The sequence below is a fragment of the Rhodanobacter sp. C05 genome (assembly GCF_002001165.1).
Lineage (GTDB): Bacteria > Pseudomonadota > Gammaproteobacteria > Xanthomonadales > Rhodanobacteraceae > Rhodanobacter.
The window spans coordinates 398,811-421,750 of sequence record NZ_MUNQ01000005.1 but is presented as its reverse complement, the minus strand read 5'-3'; the positions used below and the strand labels follow the sequence as shown (position 1 = coordinate 421,750).

The window sequence follows — 22,940 nt, the reverse complement described above, 5'->3', positions numbered from 1 at the left end:
GCATGACCATGGCGTCTTCCGAACCCATGCCTGTCCCGTTGCGCCGCGCACGCCTGCGGCGCTGGTTGCGCGCGATCACAATCACCTTGCTCGTGTTGCTGCTCATCGCGCTGCTGTTCGACCGGCTGTTTCCATTGCACCTGCCCGCGCCGGACACCGGCAGCACCGTGGTGCTGGCGCGCGACGGTACGCCCTTGCGTGCATTCGCCGACAGCGATGGTGTGTGGCGCTATCCGATTGCCGCGAAGCAGGTCTCGCCGCTGTATCTCACGGCGCTGCTGCATTACGAGGATCGCTGGTTCTATCGTCACCCGGGCGTCAATCCGTATGCGCTGGCGCGCGGTCTTGCCAGTGGCCTGTTGCATGGGCATGTCGCTTCCGGCGGCTCCACCCTGACCATGCAGGTGGCGCGGATCATCCAGCCCGGCTCCGGGATGTTTCGTCCGCATACCTTCGGTGGCAAGCTGCAGCAGATCTTCCGTGCACTGCAGCTCGAAGCGCATCTGAGCAAGGCGCAGATCCTCGATCTGTATCTCAACCACGCCCCGTTCGGCGGCCCGATCGAAGGTGTCGAGGCGGCTTCGTGGGCGTACCTGGGCAAGCCGGCCAGCCAGCTCTCGCGCGCCGAAGCCGCGCTGCTCGCCGTGCTGCCGCAATCGCCGAGCCGGCTGCGTCCGGATCGTCATCCCGAGGCGGCGCGCACCGCGCGCGACAAGGTACTCGGGCGCATGCACGATCTCGGCATCTGGAGTGCTGCACAGGTCCGTGACGCGGCGATCGAACCGGTGGTCGCGCGCTCGCTGCGCGCACCACTGTCCGCCGCATTGCTGGCCGAGCGACTGCACCAGCAGCAACCACAGGTGCGGCGCATCACCACCACCATCGATGCCGATCTGCAGCGAGCCGCGGAAGATCGCGTCTCCACCTATCTCGCGCGCTTGCCGGCACGCACATCGGCGGCCTTGCTGGTGGTCGACAACGCCACACTCGAAGCGAGCATCTATGTCGGCACCGCCGAGTTCGCCGACCCAATCCGGCTTGGTCATGTCGACATGGTGCGTGCACCGCGTTCGCCCGGTTCCACGCTCAAGCCATTCCTGTATGGCCTCGCGCTCGATGATGGCTTGATCACCTCGCAAAGCCTGCTGGTCGACGCACCGCAGGATTTCGGCGGCTACAAGCCAGGCAATTTCGACGAGGCCTTCAGCGGGCCGGTCAGTGTGGCCGAGGCGCTGCAGCGTTCGCTCAACGTACCGGCGGTCGACGTGCTGGACCGGATCGGGCCAAACCGTTTCGTGGCGCGACTGGCCAACGGCGGCATCGACCTCGGCCTGCCGGATGGGGCCAAGCCGAACCTGTCGATCATCCTCGGCGGTGCGTCCACCCGGCTGGAAAATCTGGTCGGTGCGTATACCGCATTCGCCAACGGCGGCATTGCCGGCACACCGCGTTACACGCCCGAACAACCGATGCAGCCGCGGCGCATGCTGTCGCCGGGTGCGGCATGGATCATCCGCGACATCCTCGCGCACAACCCCGCTGATGCTGAAGGCGCACCGCTGGAAGGCACGATCAATCGGCATGACGCCGTTGCCTGGAAGACCGGCACCAGCTACGGCTATCGCGATGCCTGGGCGATCGGTGTCACCGATCGCTGGACGATCGGCGTGTGGATTGGCCGGCCGGATGGCACGCCATCGCCGGGCCAGTACGGCGCAGTGACCGCGCTGCCGCTGCTGTTCCAGGTCGTCGACATATTGCCGCAACGTGGCGGCCGCGCGCATGCCGCGCAACCAGCCAGCGTGCGCGCGGTCGACATCTGCTGGCCGCTCGGCACGGCCTTCAATGCCACTCCGGCGAACCTGTGCCGTCAGCGGCGCACGGCATGGGTACTCGACGAGGCGTTGCCGCCTACGTTTGCCGAGCGCGATCTTGGTGCGTGGGCTTCAGGCCTGGTCAGTCTGCGGATGAATGACCAGGGCCAGCGTCTCAGCGCTGCCTGTCACGCCCGTCATGAACATAGGGTCCAGCTGGCACGCTGGCCGACACTCGTTACGCCTTGGCTGAGTGTGGATGACCGTACCAGCTCGGCACTGCCACCACTGGCACCGGGCTGTGCGGCGGATTCGCTTGATGTGGCTGCGCCGATTCGCATCGCCGGGCTGAGCGATGGCGTCACCCTGCGCAAGGCGCCAAACAGCAACAAACCATTACGTGTGACCTTGCAGGCACTTGGCGCCCAAGGCACGGTGCAATGGCTGCTCAACGGCCGCCTGCAGGGCAGCAGCGAAGGCGACGCCAAGATGCTGCTTACTCTGATGCAGGCGACTGGCGACTACCGTGTGACCGCACTGGCCGGCGATGGCGCATTCGCGACCATCGCATTGCATGTGGTGGGCCCACCATCAATCGAATAATTGATCTAAGTTGCTGTCAGGTCGACGTATTTATAAGTCGTCTTGCGAAACTGACTCGCAATTTGACTCACTTTTATTATCCTGCTGGCCTAGATACAGGCTTTCGTCATATCAGCACGCAGGTTTGTTTATCGGCACTTCTGGCATCGAAGATAAAGCGCTCAACGATCCACAGGTGCGACGATACGTTCGTGAATGAACTGCAGAGTGTCGTGCAACGCCGGTGCGATGCCCTGCAACGGCGGCGACAGTGACAACAGCAGGCCGGTGTGACCGATGTGCGGATACATGCGCAGCGTGACCGGCTCGCCCTTGTCGCGAAGCAGCTTGGCCAATGACCTTGCATTTCGCGGATCGACAATATGGTCGCTTTCACCCTGCAGCAATAACGTGGGCGGCTCGTCGCCGTCCACGAAGAAGACCGGCTGCGAACGCTCCTGCGATTGCCGGTCGTGACCGAACATGTCGATGAAGTCGGGGTTGGTCAAAGGCAGGAAATCATAGGGTCCGGCCAAGCCGATGAATCCGGACAGTTGTGCGGGGCGCATGCCGACTGCGTTCAGCCAGTGTGCGTCGGTGGCCAGCAACGCAGCCAAGTGTGCACCGGCTGAATGCCCCATCACGAACAACGTGTCCGGATCACCTCCGAAATCGGCAGCATGCGCATGGGTCCATGCCACTGCGTCTGCGGCATCGCGCATGAAATCGTCGAGCCGCGCTTGCGGATATTTGCGGTAGTCGGGGATCACCGCGACGACGCCGTGCCGTGCCAGAACCTCGCCGATCCATCGGTACCATTGTCGCTTGCCGCTCTTCCAGCTTCCGCCATAGAAGAACACCACCACCGGTGCATGACGGGTCGCGTGGGGGGCATACACGTCCAGCGCCAGCTGGTGGTCGACATTGAAAACCACGCCGCTACGCACATCAAGGCCGCTATCGCCGGACGTCGCGTTGATTGCCGAGAACAGCGCAGCCTGGCACCCGCAGAGCAACAGTGTCAGCAGAGAGTTCGCGGCCGTTCGGACGTAGTGATGCAGAAAACGGGGCGATCCAGAGTCATGCATTGGCGGTCACTATCCGATGGTCTTGTTTCTTGTGCTTTGAACGTCATGGTCAGAAGGTTGCGCAGTACACGACGCAACCGGTGGCTGTCACTTGTCCGCTTCAGGCCACTGCTGCGGGACCTTGCGCACGTCTCCGAGCGAATAACCCAGCTGCCTGACGCGTATCATCAGCGCGTCGTAATCGGTCTGTGGAATCGTCGGCGTACGCGCCATGATCCAGGTGTAGTCGCGGGCGTCGCGGGCGACGATGGTCTGGCTGTAGTCGTCCTTCAGATACGCCACGATGTATTGCGCCTTGATCGGCCAGAACACTTGCACGCCCCATACGGCATTGCCGCTGCCGGCTTTTACGAAGCCGGTGGAATGGATCGCCTTCACCGCGCTGTCGTACGAACCGTTGTGAAAGCGGAATGCGGTATAAACGCTGCCGTCAGGCTGCAGTTTGTAGGTCTCGACCGCGTTGTAGGCGTTCTTCTCGAATCGGGTGGGAATGGTGGCAATCACGTACCAGGTGCCCATGAAGCGCGGCAGGTCGACATGCGCGACCGGCTTGATCGGCGGCAGGCTGCTGGCGTGAGCGCAGGCATCGACGATGAGCAGGCTACAGGCCATTAACCATGTTTTCGACACATGCATGCGATAGCTCCGAGGTAGATGAAACAGCCGACACGGACGGTCAGGGCCGCACGAACCGGTAGTGCGCCACCAGCCATTCCTCGCCGTCGGCGTAACCGAACAGCTCCGCGCAGGACATCCAGAACATGCGCCAGCGCTGGAACCACAGCGGCGCGGCCTTGGCGCCGTAGGCTTCGGTCAGCGTGGTCATCACCTGATCCTTGCGTGCATCCTGGTTGGCCAGCCAGTGATTGGCGCTGCGCTGGTAATGCGTGCCGTCGACATGCCAACGCTGCTCGATCTGCAGTTCGCGTTGAAACCACAGCAAGGTGTCGGAGGCCGGCATCAGACCGCCGGTGAAGAAGTGTCGGCCCATCCAGTTGTCCTCGCCGCCGGTTTCGAACGGATACATCAGGGTCTTGTGCGCGAAGATATGCACGAACAGCTTGCCACCGGGCTTCAGCCAGCTGGCGATGCGACCCAACAGGATTTCGTAGTTGCGCATGTGCTCGAACATCTCGACCGAGACGCAGCGATCGAACTGCGCGGCTTCCAGTTCAAGCTGATTCACGTCCTGGGTAATCACCCGCACATTGAACAGGCCGCGCTTGCGGCACTTCGCCTGGATGTGTTCGCGCTGCTGGTTCGAGTTGGAAACGGCGGTGATCTTGGCGTTCGGATAGCGCTCGGCCATCCACAGCGTGAGCGAGCCCCAGCCGCAACCAAGTTCGAGGATCTTCTGGCCGTCCGCCAGTTCGGCACGTTCGCCATACAGCTTGAGCATGGCTTCCTCAGCCTGATCCAGCGACTCGTTGCCGCGCGGGTAATGGCAGCCGGAATACTTCAGGCGCTTGCCGAGGCACAGCTCGAAGAACGCCGGCGGCAGTTCGTAATGCTGCGCGTTGGCGGCGTCGGTGTGGATCGCCACCGGGCTGTGCCGCAGCATGTCGATGCGTTCGGCAAAGCGCGCAGCCTGCTGATCCAGTCCACCCGCCATTTCCTCGCGCAGGCGCTGCGCGCACATGCGGCGGATGCCTTGCCGCAACAACGCGTCGGGCAGACGACCTCGTTCGGCCAGGCCCAGCAGACCGGTGGCGGGATGCTCTTGCGGCAGTTCGTCGAAAGCCGTGGCGGCGGTGTTCATGGTTCGCTCCTTTTCGGAAACCAGGGAATCAGCATGGAGGTGCTGCGTTGATAGGCGCGGTAGTCGTCGCCGCGGCTGCGCAGTGCCTGCGTCTCGGTGTACGGGATGCCGCTGATCCAGCGCAGGAATACGTACATCACCAACGGGCCGGCCCAGGTCAGCCATGCAATCGGCGATCCGATCGCGATGCAGACGTAGGCAAACCAATGCACCCATTCGAAGAAATAGTTGGGATGCCGCGAATAACGCCACAGGCCAGCGCGACAGGTGCGCCCGTGATTCGCCGGATTGGCGCGGAAGCGGGCGAGCTGCTGATCGGCGATCGATTCGCCGATCACGCTGACCAGCCAGATCGCGATGCCGATCAGCATCCAGGGGCCGAATCCTTGCGGGTTGCGTGCCACCGCCAGGAACGGCAGCGAGAACAGCACGATCAGCACTGCCTGGAACTGGAAGAACAGGAAGAACTTGAACTGGCTGCCATGCCAGTGCGCACGCAGGTTCTGGTAACGGCCATCCTCGGGCTCGCCGCGAACCCGCTGCCACAGATGTGCAGTCAGCCGCGTTCCCCACAAGCCGCCGAGCATGGCCAGGATCACGCGCGGCCAGAGGCCGCCGTCACCGAGCAAGGCGAACAGCACGGCACTCCCGCCCACACCGCCGGCCCACAGCGCATCGACGATGCCGGCGTTGGATCGCGGGCGTTGCCACAGCCAGCCCAAGCTCATCATCAGCGCCGCAAGCAGCCACAGCACAAGCAGTTGGATCCATGCATTCATGGCGCATCGCCTTGCAAGGAAATCGCTGTCGGCGTCGCGTCGATCGACCAGCGTCTGGCCAGCCACGCCAACGCCGGTGTCGCCAGCGCCCAGCCGATGCCCAGCCACAACAGGCCGCACCACGCGGGATCGGCAAAGCTCACTACATGCCAACCGCGTGACGCGCTCAGATAGGCCAGTGGGCCACCGATGGCTCCGAGTAATGCAGCGAGCCAGAGACGCGTTTCCAGCCAGCTCAATGATTGGGTGAAAGTCATCGCGAAAGTGGCCCACAGCGCCAGAATCCATACCGGTGCCAGCGCAGCCGATGGCCACGGCGTGGCATAGCTGGCCAGCCCTGTGCGGATCAATCCGCCATCGACCAGCAGCCCCAGCACGATCGCCGTCGCCATCAATGAGAGATCGGTTTTGTAATGACGCGCAGCGCCCAACTGGCATGCGGCGTAAACCAGCATGCCGGCGATCCCCGGCCACGCCAGTCCGCGCCCGGCGCCGATTACGGCGGCGAACCAGACCAGCTGATAGCCGATGAGGCTGGCCCAGAATTTCATGCAGGCATTCCGCCGGCCGGTGCGAGCTCCGGCAGCAACGCCGCGCGCCGGTTGCCGGGCTTGGCCAGCAGCAGATGTGCGACACCGATCGAGCGTTCGCGGAAACCACCTTCGCAATACGCCAGGTAGAACTCCCACATGCAAATGAAGCGTTCGTCGAAGCCCTGCGCACGCACCTGCGGCAGCTGCGCCATGAAGCGTTCGCGCCAGGCCTTCAGGGTCAGCGCATACGAGTGGCCGAAGTCTTCCAGCTGGGTCAGCGCCAGATCGCTGGCGCGAGTTTTCGATGCGATCAATGCACTGATCGATGGGATGAAGCTGCCGGGAAATACATGGCGTTTGATGAAGTCGACCGACTTCAAGGCCTGCGCATAACGGTGATCCTCGATCGTGATCGCCTGCAGCAGCGCCAGCCCGTCGGGTTTCAGCAGGCTGCCAAGCTTCTCGAAATAGACGTCCAGATACGGCGAACCGATCGCCTCGACCATCTCGATCGAAACCAGCTTGTCGTACTGGCCTTCGAGATCGCGGTAGTCCTTGAGCAGCAGGGTAGTGCGATCACTCAGGCCTGCCGCCGTGATGCGTTCGCTGGCCAGCGCATGCTGCTCGCGCGAGATCGTGGTAGTGGTGACGTGGCAGCCGTAGTGCTGCGCGGCGTACAGCGCAAAGCCGCCCCAGCCGGTACCGATCTCGATCACCCGGTCGGTCGGTTTCAGATCGAGCTTGCGGCAGATGCGTTCGAGCTTGCGCGTCGAGGCGATTTCCAGCGTGTCGGATGGATCCGTCCAGATCGCCGACGAGTACATCAGGTCCGGCGACAGGAACAGGCTGAAGAAATCATTGCCGAGGTCGTAATGCGCCGCGATGTTGCGACGGCTGCCATCGCGTGTATTGCGGCGCAGTGCATGCAAGCCGCGCATCGCCATGCCGCCGAACCGGGCCAGGCCACTCTCCATGCCATCGAGCATGTCGCGGTTGCGCACCAGCAGCTGCATCAGCCCGACCAGATTGTCGCAACGCCATAGACCATCCATGTAAGCCGCGCCCGCGCCCACGCTGCCGTTGGTGGCGACGGCGCGGTAGAAGGCTGGATCGAGGATCTCCATGTGGATCTGCAGATCGGCCGTGGCATCACCGAATTCGAGTTGCTCGCCATCGTCGGTCAACAGCAATCGTCCGTGCCGCAGCTGGCTCAGTTGACCGAGCAACTGCTGGCGCAGGAAGCGATCGAAGGCTCCGGTTCGGGGGCTTTCGTAGTCGGCGGTCTTGGCAATGTCGTTCATGGCGAACCTCGATACAGCTTCAGGAAACAGCGGGGTGATCGTGGACAGGGTTGCGCTTCAGCCACAGCCGCAGTGCCTGCCAGTGGATGGCGCCGACCACCTGCGCGGTCATCAGCGGATAGCGCCACAGCACGCGGGCAAGCGAGGCGCCGGTCAGGAGTTTGCGCTGCAAGGTGAGCGTGGCGTCGAACTCGCGACGGCCATCGCGCAGCACATCCATGTGTACATGCAGCTGGTCGCCCGGCGTGGTGAAGCTCCAGTCGTATTCGCGCGCCATCGGCATGAATGGCGACACATGGAAGGTCTTGGGGAAGGTCCAGTGCAGTGCACGTCCCTGCACCTGTGCGGTCTCGATCGGCAGCACGTAGGCGTGGCGTTCCTTCCAGGGCGTGTTGGTGATCTCCGCCACGATGCAGACCAGGCTCACCCCGTCCTCGGCGTAGCAGTAGTAGAAGCTGACCGGGTTGAACACCAGCCCGAAGTAGCGCAGATGGGTCAGTATGCGGATCGGCCCGACCGGACGATGGCCGGTGGCTTGCTCGACGCGTTGACGCACAGCCTCGGCCAGCGGCAGTTCAGTCGGGCCGAGATAGTCCTTGCGACGAAACTGCGCGACGTTGCCGCGTTCGTTCGACCACAGCCAGCGCTGCTTGAACACGCGATCGACTTCATCCAGATCCAGATAGAGCTGGGCCATCCGGTAATCGAAGGCATGCGGATGCGGTGCGAGCCGACGATGGCGCACCACACCTTCATACACCGCGCTCGTCAGCGGCGAATTTGCATGGGTTGCTTCGGTGTTCACGCCGCGATCTCCTCGGCACGTAATTCGACCGCGTGGATGGCGCCCATGCCGACCGGCCAGCGCACGCCGAGGGCGGCAGCCACGTCGACCGCGCTGCGGATGCCGTCTTCATGGAATCCCCAGCCCCAGTACGCGCCGGCGAACCAGGTATGGCGTTGACCCTGGATCTCGGCCTTGCGCCTCTGCGCCGCCACCGACGCGTGGCTGTAGACCGGATGGTGGTACTGCATGCGGGCCACCACCTTGTCCGGGTCGATCGCTGCTGTGCGGTTGAGCGTGACCACGAAGGGCTCCGGTGATTCGATGCCCTGCAGCAGGTTCATGCAGTAGCTGACCGTGCACGCCTCGTCGGGATCACGCGGCAGCCACGCGTTCCACGCGGCCCATGCCTTGCGTCGCCGCGGCAGCACGCTGGCATCGGTATGCAGCAGGGTGTCGTTGGCCTGGTACGGCATCGCGCCGAGGATCGACTGCTCGCGTTCGTCGGCATCGCTCAGCAAGGCCAGTGCCTGATCGCTGTGGCAAGCCAGAACCACATGATCGAAATGCTCGACGCCGGCAGCGCTGGTGATCTCGGCGCCGGCGGCATGGCGGCGGATCGAGCGCACCGCGCAGTTCAGCCGTTCGCGCACCGACCAGTGCTCGCGCAACGCCTGCACATAGGTGGACGAACCACCGCGGACCACGCGCCATTGCGGACGATTGCTGATTTGCAGCATCTGGTGGTTGGCCATGAACTGCGCCAGATAGCGCGCCGGAAAGCCGAGAATCTGCGTGGCTGGCGACGACCACAGTGCCGACGCCATCGGCACCAGATGTTCGTCGCGGAACGCGGCGCCGTAGCCGTGTTCGGCGAGATAGTCGCCCAGCGTGGGGCCTTCTTCCGGGAAGTCGAGCAGCGCCGGCGCCTCGCGGTAGAAGCGCATCAGGTCACGCACCATGCCGATGAAGCGGGGCGAGCACAGGTTGCGTCGCTGGCAGAACAGCGTATCCAGCGTGGCCGCGTTGTACTCCAGCCCGCTGGCCTCGTTGTGCACCGAAAAGCTCATCGTGGTCGGCTGCGATGCCACGCCGAGCTGATCGAACATCCGCGTCAGCAGCGGATAGTGATGGGGGTTGTGCACGATGAAGCCGCTGTCGATGCGATAGTGGCGACCTTGCTGCTCCACGTCATGCGTATGCGTATGACCACCGAAATAACTGCCGGCCTCGAACAGCGTCACCTTGTGCCGGCGCGACAGCAGCCACGCCGATGCCAGCCCCGCGATACCCGATCCGACCACGGCGATGTGCATGGCTCAGCTCCGTGCCTTGGTCAGCACCCAGGCGGGTACCGGCTTCAGCCCGCGTACCAGACCCAGCGCCGACATCAGCTTCAATCCGTACCAGGTCAGGTCGACCTCCCACCAATGAAAACCCTGTCGGCTCGAACCAGGGAAGAAGTGATGGTTGTTGTGCCAGCCCTCGCCAAAGGTGAGCAGCGCGAGCCAGACGTTGTTGCGGCTATCGTCCTTGGTATCGAAGCGACGCTTGCCGAAACGGTGCGCCAGCGAGTTGATCGTCACGGTGGCGTGAAACAGCACGATGGTCGAGACGAAGAAACCCCAGATCAGCATCTGTCCGCCACCGGTGCCGAGTTGCGGCGCCATGTGATGCAGTAGCACGCCCAGCGCATACATGAGGACGGCGAGCACAACCGGAATGGCGATGTCATAACGGTCGAGCCAGCGCAGCTCCGGAAATTTCGCCAGGTCCGGCACGCGCGACAGGTCGGTGCGGAAGTTGCGCGGAGTCAGGAACCAGCCGACATGACTCCACACGAAGCCGTAAACGCCCGGCGAATGCGGGTCGGCCGGCGTGTCGGTCACCCTATGATGATGGCGGTGGTGCGCAGCCCACCACAGCGGCCCGCGTTGCACGCAGGAGGCACCGATCAGCGCGAATACGAACTGCACCGCACGCGAGGTCTGGAAGGTGCGATGCGAAAAATAGCGGTGGTAGAACGCGGTCAGCGCAAACATGCGGATGGCATAGAGCGACCCGGCCACGATCAGGGCGACCGGAGAGACGCCTACCCACAGAACGCCGAGGCAGGCCAGATGCATTGCCACGAACGGGGCGGCACGCAGCCAGTCGACGCGATCCTCACGGCTCTCGTCAACCTCGACGGCCACGCCGGTATCGAACCACCGACGCATGGTACGGACCAGCCAGGAGCGCCGCGCAGGACAGTCGGTCGAAGCGGAAGCCGACGGATCGATCCCGTCGGGCAGCGGTGTCAGGATCAGTCGGGAACTTGCCATGGAAACGTACCTGTCTGCGTGTCATGGACAGATACGGCTCAACTGGCGATGTGGATGCATGGACGTGGCAGGAATCTGGCCTGCAAACCGATCAGGGCTTTCTGCAGGCCTGATAAGCGGTTAGCGCATCCTGCCGGGAGCTGACCAGATCCACCATGGGCGCCGGGTAGCCGCTGCGGCTCAGCAGTGACGGATCCTTCCACGGCTCATGCAGCAGATCGAGCGGCGCATCCGCCAGCTCAGGTAGCCAGCGGCGGAGATAGACGCCGTCCGGGTCGAACTTCTTCGCCTGGGTCACCGGATTGAACACACGGAAATACGGTGCGGCATCAGCGCCGCAGCCGGCCACCCACTGCCAGCCCAGCGTGTTGTTGGCCAGATCGGCATCGACGAGCGTGTCCCAGAACCAGCGTGCGCCGTGCTGCCAGTGCTGGCGCAGATTTTTGGTCAGGAAGCTGGCCACGATCATGCGCACGCGGTTGTGCATCCAGCCGGTGTGCCACAGCTCGCGCATGCCGGCGTCAACCAGCGGGATGCCGCTGCGACCCTGCTGCCAGCGCGAGAGCAGCTCGTCGTCGGGTGCGGCCCAAGTGAAGTCGGCGAAGCGCGGATTGAAGTTTTCTGTCGGCGTTTGCGAAAAATGGAACAGCAGGTGATGGGCGAATTCGCGCCAACCCAGCTCGCGCAGATACGGTTCGATATCTGGTCGTCGCTTTGCCTCGACGGATTGGGCCCGGCGATCCAGTTCGGCATGGATCTGCCGCGGCGAGATCTCGCCGAAATGCAGATGTGGCGACAGCCGCGAGGTGCCGTGACGCGAAGGCAGGTCACGTGCCTGCGCGTAATCGCCGATGGCGTCGTCGGCGAAGATTTCCAGCAGCTCCTGTGCGCCTGCCTCGCCCGGTCGCCACGTATCGGTCATGCCGTTGTCCCAGCGGATGCGCGGAAGCAGATCGAACGCCGCCAGCGGCAAGTCACCCGGCAGCTTGTGCCAGCCGGGCAGGATCGGTTCGGGCCATGGTTCGATGATTCGCAATTGTGGCCGCAGATTGCGCCAGTACGGCGTGAACACCTTGTACGGATCGCCTTGCTGGGTCGCGATTTGACACGGCTCGCACCATAGGGCGGCGTTATGGCTGTGTGTCTCGATGCCCTGTTCGCGCAGCGCACTCTTTATGTGCGTGTCGCGGGCTATCGATGTCGGTTCGTACAAGCGGTTCCAGTAAACCGCCGTGGCATCACTCATGCGGATCAGCTCGCGCAGCACGTTGAGCGTGTCGCCCTGGCGCAGATGCAGTCCGGCATGCTGTGCACGAAGCCGCTTGTCCAATGCTGCCAGTGAATGGTGTAGCCACCAGCGGCTGGCGGCGCCGGCGGTCCATTCACCATCCTCGCCAGGCGCGTGAATGAAGACTGGAAGTACCTGTGCATGCGCCGCACAGGCGGCGCTCAACGCCGGGTTGTCGGTCAGGCGCAGATCGTGCCGGAACAGGACCAGGGCTGTGCTCATGAGCGGATCAGGCCGGGTTTGATTAGACCCGGTTCCGGTCCGCTCGCCTGACTCCAATCATGGCCACCTTGCCGCCGGCATCCGGCGCGGCGCCGATTGCACCCTTGGCGATCACTGCACCGGTCGGTTGACCGGTCGGCGAACCGCCGATCGGTTCGACCGAAACAGCTAGTGCGGCGGTCGGACCGAGTTGCGCAAGCAAGGCCGGATCGAGCGCCAGCGTGGTGGGCTTGTCGCGCGCGATCATGCCCACCGAAATCGGTTTGCCGCCGGCCGGAATCAGCCACAGCTCGGGCGCGTGGCCCTGCTCGAGCGCAACCGGCGTGGCCGGCACCACCACCATGCGGGCGTGTTGCAGGTCCATCGTGGCGGTCCAGCCGGTGCTGCCGTTGTCCTGCTGGATGGTCGAGGCCATGTAGCCGGCATTGACCACCGTGGGCGTCGTTGTCGGCCGTGGCAGCGCCACCACCACGAGCAGCGCGACAGCCACTGCACTGGCACCGATGCCGAGCCAGTGCCACAGCTGCAGGTTATTCCACAGGCCCTTGCGTGGCGTCACCCTGGCGGGTGCGTCCAGTTGCAGCGCGTCGTGAATCCGCGCCCATACATACGGTGCAGGGGTGACCTCGCCGATGGTGTCGGTCAGCGGCATCAGGCGACGCTGCCACAAAGCCACCGCGGTCGCTGCTTCGCCGGAGACCAGGACTTCATGCGCCACTTCGGCACGAGTGTCGGCGTCGAGCACGCCAAGCACGTACTCGGCATAACGCAGATTGTTGTTGCCGTCTTCGATGGGCGTATTCATTGATCGAGGCACGTGCGAAGTTGCATGAGGCTGCGGCGGATCCAGCTTTTCATGGTTCCGAGCGGCACCTTGCAGCGTGTCGCCAATTCGTTATACGTAGCGCCGGTGAAAAAGGCTTCACGCACCGAACTCTGCTGTTGCGGCTCCAGTTCATCGAGACACTGTTGCAGCCGCTGGTATTCCTGGCTGGTTTCCGCACCGGCCGCCGGCGTGGGCTGTTCGTCGACGGTCTCGTCCAGCCTCGACGGGTCGTCCAGCAATTCCTCGCGATGCTGGCGCAGGCGATCGATCGCCTTGTTGCGCGACAGCGTGACCAGCCAGGTGATCGCGCTGGCCCGGTTCGCGTCGAAGCTGCCGGCGCTGCGCCACACGGTGGTGTAGGTCTCCTGCAGCACTTCCTCGGCCGCGCCGCGGTCGCGCAGCATGCGCAGGCACACACCGAACAGCTTGGGCGACGTGCGCTTGTACACCTCGGCAAAAGCTTTCTGGTCGTTGCGGCCGGCTTGCTGCAACAGCCGATTCAGCTCGTCACGCTCAGCGGGGCTGCTGACACTCATGGGCAAACCATCCGGTAGTCGCGAACCGCCCGACGGTTGTTTCCATCGGTTTCGCCTGCCAAAGGTATCAGGTGTAAGTGGTCAGCGCGCCCTTGCATGATTGCGGGCTCGGTGCCGACGCCCCGGCATCCCGACTGCCGGTGACCACGTATATACGAAACGCCATACGGACACTCTCGGACGAATGTGTGGTGGGCCCACCAGGACTCGAACCTGGAACCAAAGGATTATGAGTCCTCTGCTCTAACCATTGAGCTATAGGCCCGCGCGCGGAGGCGGAAGTTTACCGTAGCGAGAGCGTGACTGTACTTGTGGATCGCGGTTCATGCGTATCCGGGTGAGGGCTTGAGTGAGTGCCCTGAAACGAAGAATCCCCGCGCTGGCGGGGATTCTTCAGTCTTCTTGCCGTGAGTTTGCGCTCAGTCGACGTCGAGGAACGAGCGCAGCTGTTCCGAACGGCTCGGGTGGCGCAGCTTGCGCAGTGCCTTCGCTTCGATCTGGCGGATCCGCTCGCGGGTGACGTCGAACTGCTTGCCGACTTCTTCCAGCGTGTGATCGGTGTTCATGTCGATGCCGAAGCGCATGCGCAGCACCTTCGCTTCCCGCGGGGTCAACCCGGCCAGCACGTCGCGCACGGTTTCCATCAGGCCGGTCTCGGTGGCCGACTCGATCGGCGAGCTGGCGTTGCCGTCTTCGATGAAGTCGCCCAGATGCGAGTCCTCGTCGTCGCCGATCGGGGTCTCCATCGAGATCGGTTCCTTGGCGATCTTCAAGACCTTGCGGATCTTGTCCTCGGGCATCTCCATTTCCTTGGCCAGTTCTTCCGGCGTGGCCTCGCGGCCGAACTGCTGGAGCATCTGGCGGGAAATGCGGTTGAGCTTGTTGATCGTCTCGATCATGTGCACCGGGATGCGGATGGTGCGTGCCTGGTCGGCGATCGAGCGGGTGATCGCCTGGCGGATCCACCAGGTTGCGTAGGTCGAGAACTTGTAGCCGCGACGGTATTCGAACTTGTCGACCGCCTTCATCAGGCCGATGTTGCCTTCCTGGATCAGGTCGAGGAACTGCAGGCCACGGTTGGTGTACTTCTTGGCGATCGAGATCACCAGGCGCAGGTTGGCTTCGACCATTTCCTTCTTGGCGCGACGAGCCTTCGCCTCGCCACTGGCCATGGCACGGTTGATGTCCTTGATGTCGATCAGCGGCAGGAACAGCTTGCGTTCGATGGTGGCGAGCTTTTCCTGCTCGGCGTCGATCGCTTCGCGGTGGGTCTTGATGTTCGGCGACCACTTCTGGCGCTTGCGACCCAGCTCGGCGGCCCACTCGAGGTTGCCCTCGTTGCTGGGGAACGCCTTGATGAACTCGGCCTTGGGCATCTTCACCTGCTTGACGAAGATGTCCATCAGCACGCGCTCGTGATGGCGGATGTCGTTGACCACTTCGCGCAGCTTGCGCACGAAGCCGTCGATCAGCGCGGACGGCAGCTTGAGCTTGAGGAATTCCTCGGCCATCTGGTCGCGCAGCTTGACGATCTTCTTGTCGAGGATGCTGGCGGCTTTCGGCGCGGCCTTCTGAAACTTGCTGTAATGGTCGCGCAGCAGCTCCATGCGGCGCTTGACCTCTTCCGGATCGGGTCCGCTGGAGCCGGCCTCCTCTTCGTCCTCGGTGGCGGTCTCGTCGTCGTCTGCTTCGGCGTCATCGCCGGGTTCCGGTTCCGGTGCCAGCAGCGCGGCGGCTTCCTTCTCCTTGCGGGCGAGGTCGGCGGCTTCTTCCAGATCGAGGAAGCCGGCCAGGATTTCGCTGAGGCGGCGCTTGCCGTCCAGATGCTGGTCGTATTCCTCCAGCAGCAGCTCGATCGTCAGCGGGAAGCTGGCCAGCGCGGTCTGCACCTGGCCGAGGCCTTCCTCGATGCGCTTGGCGATGGCGATTTCGCCCTCGCGGGTAAGCAGCTCGACCGTGCCCATCTCGCGCATGTACATGCGCACCGGATCGGTAGTACGGCCGACTTCGGCGTCGACGGCCGACAGCAGCGCCACGGCCTCTTCGGCGGCGGCTTCGTCGTCGGTGCTGCTGCCGGCCTTGTCGGCCAGCGGGTCGGCGTCCGGCGCGGCATCATGCACTTCAATGCCGACGCCCTTGAGCACCGCCATGATGTCTTCGATCTGCTCCGGATCGACGATGTCGTCTGGCAGATGGTCGTTGATCTCGGCGTAGGTCAGGTAGCCCTGCTCCAGACCCTTGGAGATAAGTGCCTTGATTTCGGACTGTTGCTCGTGGGGAGCTTTGCTGTTCATTAATTAACCGACCGCCGCGGGGTTCAAGAACCGGACATTATAGCGATGTGCTGCTTTTTTGACCAGTTTTCAAGTGAGAAAAAGTTCAAACAGGGCACGCAAAAATCACGCCAAATCGCGACCTTGCAGTAGCTTTGCGGGCTGCGCCACGCGTAGTCCGTGCCCAGCTGCTCAACCGGTGTCGAGCCAGAAAGTCACTGGGCCGTCGTTCACCAGCTGGATCACCATATGGGCACCGAAGCGCCCGGTTTCCACCCCCGGATGCGCAATGCGTGCAAGTTCCAGCAACCGTTCGAACCAGCGGCGACCATGTTCGGGTGGTGCGGCGCGGGTGAAGCTGGGGCGCATGCCGGAGCGGGTGTCCGCAGCGAGGGTGAACTGGCTGACCAGCAGCAGATCGCCGCCGGTATCTGCGAGTGAACGGTTCATCTTGCCCGCTTCGTCGGCGAACACGCGATAGCCGAGCAGGCGTTCCAGCATGCGCTTCACCTGCACCTCGCCGTCGTCCGGCTGAACCGCTACCAGGGCCAGCAGCCCTGGTCCGATCGCGCCGACGGTTTCCTCGCCGACATCGACACGGGCGGAAAGGACGCGCTGGATCAGGGCAATCATGGCCGCACGCTTGGAGTGAGGTGATCAGCTTACGGCGCAATGGCGGACGGTGAAAGCCGGCTCCCGTAAACTGAGCGGATGCGTGCCGACATCTATCTCATCTATCTGCTGCTGCGCCTGCTGGCGTTGTTGCCGCTGCGTGTCTTGCATGGCATCGGCAGCGGACTGGGCCGCGTGCTGCTGTGGCGGCGCGGCCAGATGGTGCAGAACACGGCGGTGAACCTGCGCATCGTGCGGCAGGCATTGGATGATGCAGCGCAGGCGGCGCTGCTGCGCGAGGTGGTGAGCGAGAGCGGCAAGTCGGTCAGCGAGATCGTCAAGGTCTGGGGCGCCGGTGCCGAGCGCGCGCTGGCGCTGGTGCGCGAGGTGCGCGGCGAAGCGTTGCTGGATGCCGCGCTGGCCGCCGGCAAGGGCGTGATCATCGCGGCGCCACACCTGGGCTGCTGGGAATTGCTGAATTACTGGCTGTGCCGCAAGACGCCGATGGCGATCCTGTACCGTCCACCGCGAATCGCCGCGGTTGAGGGTCTGCTGCGCAAGGTGCGCGGTGCGCTGGCGCCGGAGCAGGTGCGTGCCGATGGCGCCGGTGTGCGCACCCTGTACAAGCGGCTGGCAGCCGGCGGCACGGTCGGCATCCTGCCGGATCAGAAGCCGCGTGCCGGCGAAGGTGAATTCGCGCCGTTCTTCGATCGCCAGGCGTTGACCATGGTGTTGTTGCCACGGTTGGCCGCACGTACCGGCGCGACCGTGCTGTTTGCGTTTGCCGAACGCTTGCCGCGCGGTGCCGGGTATCGCATCCAGATCTTGCCCGCGCCCGAACGGTTGACCGATGCCGACCCGGCACTCGCCTGCGCCGCGTTGAACCAGGGCGTGCAGGACTGCGTCGAGTTGGCCTTCGCGCAATATCAGTGGCAGTACAAGCGCTATTCGGCGGATGGCTTGGTCAGTCCGTACGATCGCGAGAGCGGGTAAACGGCACCAGGTGCGTTCCTACGGCTTTTCCAGCCGGCGCAGGAATACGGTCATTTCCTTTTCGGCCTGCTTGTCACCACGCCTGGTGGCAGCGTCGATGCCATTGCGCCAGGCGTCTGCCGCAGCCTGCAGCTGGCCGGTCTGCTGGCAGGCCTTGCCGAGCAGCTTCCATGCGGCCGAGTAGGCGGAATCGAAATCCAGGGCGCGCCGCAACTCGCCGATTGCGGCGTCAATCTCGCCTTCGCCCAGCAGGGCATTGCCCAGCGAGAAGCGCAGCAGGGCACCATCGCGCGGGCCGTCGCACTGCTTGCGCAGGCTGGCGATCAAGGTGGCACTCACGGTTGCGTGCGATAGCGCCAGGCGTCAGCCGGGTAGACCTGGGTCGGTCGGGTCGGTTCCGGCGGAGCAAGTCCGGCGCGCAGGTCGGCTAGCGAGGCGGCTGGCCAGACCACCAGCCACGATGAACGGAATGGCTGCACCAGCAGCGCGTAGCGCAGGTCGTTGGCGTCGAGCTTTCCCGGGTGCACCACGATCAGGCCGTCCGGATGGGCATGGGCGAAATCCCGCACGGCCTGATCCCCGAACAGCTCGGTGATCGGTTGGGTCAAGCGGGCCTCAAAATGGAACTCGCCCTCGTAGTTGCCCAGATAGCCGATCGGACGCTGTGCCTGTTCCGCGGCAGCCAGCAGATGGGCGGTCGGCTGCAGGTCGTAGCGAGACCACAGCGTGAGGGTGAACAGGGTGTTGAGAGTGAGTACGCCGACCAGCCCAGCCACCGCCAGCCGGCGCAGTTCGCCGCGGCCGCGCAGCAGCAGCAAACCACCGAGCAGCAGGAACACCACACTGAAAAAGCGACTGTAAGGTGCGGCTGCATCCGGCCATTCGCCATGCAGACGATTGCTGGCCACCAGCACGGGCAGCGCAAACAACAGCAGGCCGAACACGATGCCGCCCACACCCAGCGGCCAGGTACCGAACCAGCCATTGTCGGCCAGGGCCGGACGGCGCTCGCGCAGCACGGCAATCGCGCCGGCCATCAGCAGTACCATGCCGCCGAATTCAGGCAGCGGGTAATACAGCTGCTTGCCACTGATCAGCGAAAACACGACGAAGCTGGGCAGCAGCCAGCACAAGGCAAAACGCAGGCCCGGCTCGAGTGGCCGGCGCAGACAGGCCAGGGCCACCCACACCCGCGGCCAGCCACTGAACGGAAAGAGGAGCAGCGGCAGGCCGAACAGGTAGAACCAGAACGGCTGCGCGTGAGTCTGCAGGTCCTTGCCTTGCGCCAGCTTGTTGACTACACGTCCGGCGGTCTGGGTGAAGAACAGTCGCTGCCGGTACACCTCGCCGCCGGAGAACCCGGCGGGCAGCGCCCATGCCAGCAAAATAACGCCACCGAGCAATAGCGACAGCACGCCACGGCCATACCAGCGGGCACGATGCTGGCGTGCCCAGTCATTCCACAACGGCCCGAGCAGCCACGGAAACACGATGTGCAGCAGCATCACCGGGCCCTTGGTCAGCAGGCCGAGGCCGATGCACAGGCCGAACAGCAGCCAGCGCGGTTCGGTCCGATGCAGCTTCGGAGTCAGGCACAGCAACGCGGCCAGCGTCCATACCGCCAGCAGCACGTCGTACATGATCTGCAGGCCGAACAGGAACGCATAGCCCAGTGCCAGCAGCATCCATGGTGCCGCCTTGGCCATCCACGGCCGGCTCGGAAACAGCCGCCGCGCCAGCATCGAGATCAGTACCAGCTGGGTGCCACCGATCAGCACCTCGAGTACGCGTGGCCAGACATCATTGACGCCGAACACGAACCAGCCGGCATGGATCAGCCAGAACAGCAACGGCGCCTTTTCGCTGTACGGCTGACCGTTGATATGCGGCACCAGCCAGTGGCCGTGGCTCCACATCTCCCACGCCACCGCCAGGGTGCGGGTGGAATACAGCGGCATCGGCCCGTGCGAAAAAATCGCCAGCAAGGCCACCAGCACCCATAACGGCAGCCATGGCCACAGGGCCCGCAGGTGTTCGGAACGGCTATAGGCGCTGACTGACACGTGGCTGGCTCTTGGCGGATTCAGGGTGATTCTAGCTTGCGTCAGGTGCGCGGATGGCAGCAGCAGCGTCAGCGCCAGATGTGCTCAGGCTGGCCCCCAGTAACCGATGCGGCGGCGGATCTTCAGCTTGCGCCACAGATTCAGTGGCTTGCGCTGCCGATTGCGGGCGCCACTGGCGACGAAGGCGTCGATCGCATCGAGCACGCGCTCGCTGGAGCGGCCGTCGCGATACGGGTGGATCGCGTCGGCGTAGTCGCGGATGGCCTTGAGCAGTTCCGGTGGCCGCGCCAGCGCATGCTCGATCGCCGGCTCGAACTGAGCCGCATCGTCGATATCGATCAGCTGAGGGCCGGGTCGGCGGTTCTTGAACGTCACCACCGGCTTGCCGGTGAGCAGGAATTCGTTGAGTGCCGACGAGGTGTCCGAGCACATCAGGTCGACCTGCGGGAACAGTTCGAGAATGTTGTCGTTCCCGGCGAAGGTCAGATACTCGTTCTGCAGTGCCTTGAACTTCGCCACAGTCTCCGCTGCCATCTTCGGATGGAAGGTGACGATCCAGCGCCAGCGACCGTCGCGCGACAAGCGTTTCACTTCCTCGTACAGCGTTTCGGCGGCGCTCCACGATGGCGAGAAGGTGGAGTGGTACAGGATCACCGGAGGCCGGCGCACCTCGGGCAACGGCCCGGCGATTTCGCGCATGAACGGATCGAGCTTGGGCCAGCCGGTCTCGGTCACCGTGAAGTGTCCGACGCGGTCGGCGATCGCACGGAATTGTGCGGTGTCGCGCGGACCGGTCGTGCAGTACAAGTCGAAGAAGCCGCGAATGTAGATGTGTCGTGGCTTGCCGGCATCGAAGCCGTGGAACGTCTCGACCTTCACGCCAGGAAAGAAATGCGGAACCGCGTTGGACGAGGTGATCACCGCCAAGGGATTCCACGCGCGCACTTCGGCCACGGTGAGCAAACGCTCGCCTTCCAGCAGGTCTTCGGCACCGGGGCCATCGAAGAACCATGCTGCCTCGTCGCCACGATCACGGATTGCTTCTTGCAGCGGACGCAGGATCGCCAGTGCGTAGCGTTCGGAACCGTACAGCAGATAATGTTTTTTGGAGGCCGGCGTGGACATGATCAGCGGTCGATTTGGTGCCTGGTCAGGGCGGTTGCCGCTCGTGGCAGCGATTCCGGGTTCTGGCGGATCTCGTAGTAACGCATGCGCTTGTAAACGGCATACACGGCCGCGGTATGGGCAATCAGGTAGCCACGCCACCCGTCCAGAAAGCCAAGCCGCAGGAAGTAGTCCTTGACGAAGGTCAGCAGAAACAGAAACGGGGTCTGCCACATGCGTACCGGCTTGTTCTTGTCGTTCCAGTCGCGGCACTTCAGCTCGGAATAGCGCAATACCTTCAGCTGCTTGTGCACCAGCGTCGGGTTGTTCACGTGATTGAACGGCGCGCGCAGTGTCGGCACGGTGCCATCGAAGCACAGCGACTCATGCACTCGTGCATCGCTCCAGCGTGCGCGATCGCGGTGGTATAACCGGGCCATCTTTTCGCCGACCGCAGGACGGTACCAGCGCATCGGAGCGCCCATGAAGACGGTGCTGCGACGCAGATAGGCAGCCGGCAGTTTGCTCGCCATCAGTTCGGGCAGGCGCTGCTGCAGTTCGATGGCAAGTTCCGGAGTGAGGTATTCGTCAGCATCCAGCGCAAGAATCCACGGATTCGCACACAAGGTGGTGGCGAAATTGCGTTGCGGTCCGAAGCCGAGCCAATCCTGATGAACCACGCGTGCACCGTGGTCTTGCGCAACAGCGACCGTGTCGTCGTCGCTGCCGCTGTCGATCACCAGCTTCTCGGCGGCGAACGGCACGCTGTCGAGGCAGCGCGCAATGTTCTCGACCTCGTTGTGGGTGATGACGACGAGGGTCAGCGGGAAGGTGGGCATGCGGGGAATTCTAGCTGATCCCATCAGGCGTCCGGTTGCGATGCTGTCTGCTGACGAGCGCGCGCGAGATGACCCGTGATAGCGGAGATGACCCTTGAGTCCGATATGATGGTGCCTTGGCATGAGCTGCCGGCAACTAGTGTTGGGGACACGTTGTCACATCAGGCAGTAGTGATCTCGGGGAGTGGACGCAAATGAGCGACATTGCGGGCGAAGAAGCCCTGGTCGAACCACCACTGCCGCAAGAGTCCGCGGCTGATCCGGCAACGGCTCGTGTTGAGAGCGGTGCGGGCACCCGGGCGACGACGTTTGCGGTGGTCATCACCAGCTACAACTATCGTGACTTCGTGCTGGAGGCGGTGGAGAGTGCGCTGGCACAGAGTCGCAAGGCGTTGCAGGTCATCGTGGTCGATGATGGTTCCACCGATGGATCGGACCTGCTGTTGCGCGAGCGCTATGGTGCCGACGAGCGCGTTACCCTGATCAGCGGCATCAACGGCGGTCAGCTCAGCGCGTTCCAGCGCGGTGTGAACGCGGTGCATGCGGATGTCATCAGCTTCCTCGACTCCGATGATTGCTGGGAGCCGGGCTATCTGGCCCGCCTCGGTGCGTTGTATGACGCGCGCGAAGATATCGATTTCGTGTTTTCCGACCTGCAGCTGTTCGACCAGCAGGACCGGATGATGAGTTTTCACGGCAGCGAGGTCGATCTTGGCTACACCGCGATCAGCACCTACGTGTTGACCCATTGGTACGGTGCGCCGACTTCCGCGTTGTCGATGCGTGCGTCATGGGCACGGCAGGCACTGGATCTTCCGGAATCCTTCCAGCGGACCTGGCGGTTGTCGGCCGACAATTGCCTGGTGTTCGGCTGCAGCGTGCTTGGTGCACACAAGTACTACCTGCCGACTGGTTGCGTCCGGTATCGCATCCACGGCAAGAACGGCTGGTGGTCGAACCAGTCGGCGCGAGTCGAATACATCAACAAGATGACTTCCAGTGCACTGATCCGGCATTACGCCGCAAGGATCGGCATGGGCCCGGAATGCATCGAGTTCAGCAAGCTGGAATTCATGACCAAGCCGCGGCCACCATGGAGTGAAACCAAGCGCTACGCCAGGCTGGTGATGATGCGACGGGTATCACCGTGGCGGAAATGGGAGCGTGCCTTGAACATCCTGCGCCGCGGTTGGAGGCTGCGTGGCTGATATCGCGGGCAC

At 63.6% G+C, this 22,940-nt stretch carries 21 protein-coding genes and 1 tRNA gene; 3 read left to right on the top strand and 19 right to left on the bottom strand.

The window, feature by feature from the left end:
* The first annotated feature begins 8 nt into the window (after positions 1 to 8).
* Positions 9 to 2,417 carry a penicillin-binding protein 1C gene (gene pbpC / locus B0E51_RS01830; protein WP_254424377.1) on the top strand — a complete coding sequence of 803 codons (2,409 nt, stop codon included), beginning with the start codon at positions 9 to 11 and terminating at the stop codon, positions 2,415 to 2,417.
* A 161-nt stretch (positions 2,418 to 2,578) separates the two neighbouring features.
* Here the strand turns inward: pbpC and B0E51_RS01825 are convergent, their stop codons facing one another.
* The 15 genes from B0E51_RS01825 to dtd all read right to left on the bottom strand — a co-directional run bounded on the left by B0E51_RS01825 (position 2,579) and on the right by dtd (position 16,742).
* Positions 2,579 to 3,484: an alpha/beta hydrolase gene (locus B0E51_RS01825; protein WP_077443104.1), complete on the bottom strand. Its 906-nt coding sequence runs from the start codon at positions 3,482 to 3,484 to the stop codon at positions 2,579 to 2,581.
* Positions 3,485 to 3,571: 87 nt separating this feature from the next.
* On the bottom strand, positions 3,572 to 4,096 hold the full coding sequence (locus B0E51_RS01820; protein ID WP_254424361.1) for a lipocalin family protein: 525 nt from the start codon (positions 4,094 to 4,096) through the stop codon (positions 3,572 to 3,574).
* 64 nt (positions 4,097 to 4,160) lie between these two features.
* Positions 4,161 to 5,243: a cyclopropane-fatty-acyl-phospholipid synthase family protein gene (locus B0E51_RS01815; RefSeq protein ID WP_077443102.1), complete on the bottom strand. Its 1,083-nt coding sequence runs from the start codon at positions 5,241 to 5,243 to the stop codon at positions 4,161 to 4,163.
* Positions 5,240 to 6,022 carry a DUF1295 domain-containing protein gene (locus B0E51_RS01810; RefSeq protein ID WP_077443101.1) on the bottom strand — a complete coding sequence of 261 codons (783 nt, stop codon included), beginning with the start codon at positions 6,020 to 6,022 and terminating at the stop codon, positions 5,240 to 5,242. Before B0E51_RS01810 ends, B0E51_RS01815 begins: the two co-directional genes overlap by 4 nt.
* Positions 6,019 to 6,573, bottom strand: a complete 555-nt coding sequence (locus B0E51_RS01805) for a DUF2878 domain-containing protein (protein WP_077443100.1) — start codon at positions 6,571 to 6,573, stop codon at positions 6,019 to 6,021. Before B0E51_RS01805 ends, B0E51_RS01810 begins: the two co-directional genes overlap by 4 nt.
* A complete protein-coding gene (locus tag B0E51_RS01800) occupies positions 6,570 to 7,856 on the bottom strand; it encodes a cyclopropane-fatty-acyl-phospholipid synthase family protein (protein WP_077443099.1) in 1,287 nt (428 codons plus the stop codon). The genes B0E51_RS01805 and B0E51_RS01800 overlap by 4 nt, the downstream gene beginning before the upstream one ends.
* 19 nt (positions 7,857 to 7,875) lie before the next feature.
* Positions 7,876 to 8,661 carry a DUF1365 domain-containing protein gene (locus B0E51_RS01795; RefSeq protein WP_254424360.1) on the bottom strand — a complete coding sequence of 262 codons (786 nt, stop codon included), beginning with the start codon at positions 8,659 to 8,661 and terminating at the stop codon, positions 7,876 to 7,878.
* Entirely contained in the window at positions 8,658 to 9,956 is a 1,299-nt protein-coding gene (locus B0E51_RS01790; RefSeq protein ID WP_077443098.1) for an FAD-dependent oxidoreductase, read from the bottom strand. Before B0E51_RS01790 ends, B0E51_RS01795 begins: the two co-directional genes overlap by 4 nt.
* Positions 9,957 to 9,959: 3 nt before the next feature.
* Positions 9,960 to 10,859 carry a fatty acid desaturase gene (locus B0E51_RS01785; protein ID WP_143525765.1) on the bottom strand — a complete coding sequence of 300 codons (900 nt, stop codon included), beginning with the start codon at positions 10,857 to 10,859 and terminating at the stop codon, positions 9,960 to 9,962.
* A gap of 196 nt (positions 10,860 to 11,055) precedes the next feature.
* Entirely contained in the window at positions 11,056 to 12,474 is a 1,419-nt protein-coding gene (locus tag B0E51_RS01780; RefSeq protein ID WP_077443096.1) for a deoxyribodipyrimidine photo-lyase, read from the bottom strand.
* Between the two features lie 22 nt (positions 12,475 to 12,496).
* Positions 12,497 to 13,279, bottom strand: coding sequence for an anti-sigma factor (locus tag B0E51_RS01775; RefSeq protein WP_077443095.1), 783 nt, complete (start codon positions 13,277 to 13,279; stop codon positions 12,497 to 12,499).
* Positions 13,276 to 13,836 carry a sigma-70 family RNA polymerase sigma factor gene (locus B0E51_RS01770; RefSeq protein ID WP_077443094.1) on the bottom strand — a complete coding sequence of 187 codons (561 nt, stop codon included), beginning with the start codon at positions 13,834 to 13,836 and terminating at the stop codon, positions 13,276 to 13,278. Before B0E51_RS01770 ends, B0E51_RS01775 begins: the two co-directional genes overlap by 4 nt.
* A gap of 189 nt (positions 13,837 to 14,025) precedes the next feature.
* Positions 14,026 to 14,101 (bottom strand) — tRNA-Ile (locus tag B0E51_RS01765).
* Positions 14,102 to 14,255: 154 nt separating this feature from the next.
* A complete protein-coding gene (gene rpoD, locus B0E51_RS01760; protein ID WP_077443093.1) occupies positions 14,256 to 16,130 on the bottom strand; it encodes an RNA polymerase sigma factor RpoD in 1,875 nt (624 codons plus the stop codon).
* Positions 16,131 to 16,301: 171 nt separating this feature from the next.
* The gene (dtd, locus tag B0E51_RS01755; RefSeq protein ID WP_077443092.1) at positions 16,302 to 16,742 is read right to left on the bottom strand and encodes a D-aminoacyl-tRNA deacylase; all 441 of its coding nucleotides are present in this window, start codon (positions 16,740 to 16,742) and stop codon (positions 16,302 to 16,304) included.
* 78 nt (positions 16,743 to 16,820) lie between these two features.
* Here dtd and B0E51_RS01750 point away from each other — a divergent pair, with 78 nt between their 5' ends.
* Positions 16,821 to 17,714, top strand: coding sequence for a lipid A biosynthesis acyltransferase (locus tag B0E51_RS01750; protein WP_077443091.1), 894 nt, complete (start codon positions 16,821 to 16,823; stop codon positions 17,712 to 17,714).
* 18 nt (positions 17,715 to 17,732) lie between these two features.
* On the opposite strand, the gene B0E51_RS01745 is transcribed toward B0E51_RS01750, so the two are convergent.
* The 4 genes from B0E51_RS01745 to B0E51_RS01730 all read right to left on the bottom strand — a co-directional run bounded on the left by B0E51_RS01745 (position 17,733) and on the right by B0E51_RS01730 (position 21,720).
* Positions 17,733 to 18,053: a tetratricopeptide repeat protein gene (locus B0E51_RS01745; protein ID WP_077443090.1), complete on the bottom strand. Its 321-nt coding sequence runs from the start codon at positions 18,051 to 18,053 to the stop codon at positions 17,733 to 17,735.
* Positions 18,050 to 19,777 (bottom strand): glycosyltransferase family 39 protein, encoded by a 1,728-nt coding sequence (locus B0E51_RS01740; RefSeq protein WP_077443089.1) that lies wholly within the window; start codon positions 19,775 to 19,777, stop codon positions 18,050 to 18,052. Before B0E51_RS01740 ends, B0E51_RS01745 begins: the two co-directional genes overlap by 4 nt.
* 84 nt (positions 19,778 to 19,861) lie before the next feature.
* The gene (locus B0E51_RS01735; protein WP_077443088.1) at positions 19,862 to 20,902 is read right to left on the bottom strand and encodes a CDP-glycerol glycerophosphotransferase family protein; all 1,041 of its coding nucleotides are present in this window, start codon (positions 20,900 to 20,902) and stop codon (positions 19,862 to 19,864) included.
* A 2-nt stretch (positions 20,903 to 20,904) separates the two neighbouring features.
* A complete protein-coding gene (locus B0E51_RS01730) occupies positions 20,905 to 21,720 on the bottom strand; it encodes a glycosyltransferase family 2 protein (protein ID WP_077443087.1) in 816 nt (271 codons plus the stop codon).
* A gap of 194 nt (positions 21,721 to 21,914) precedes the next feature.
* Between B0E51_RS01730 and B0E51_RS01725 the strand changes: the two genes are divergently transcribed.
* A complete protein-coding gene (locus B0E51_RS01725; RefSeq protein ID WP_077443086.1) occupies positions 21,915 to 22,928 on the top strand; it encodes a glycosyltransferase family 2 protein in 1,014 nt (337 codons plus the stop codon).
* Positions 22,929 to 22,940 lie beyond the last annotated feature (12 nt).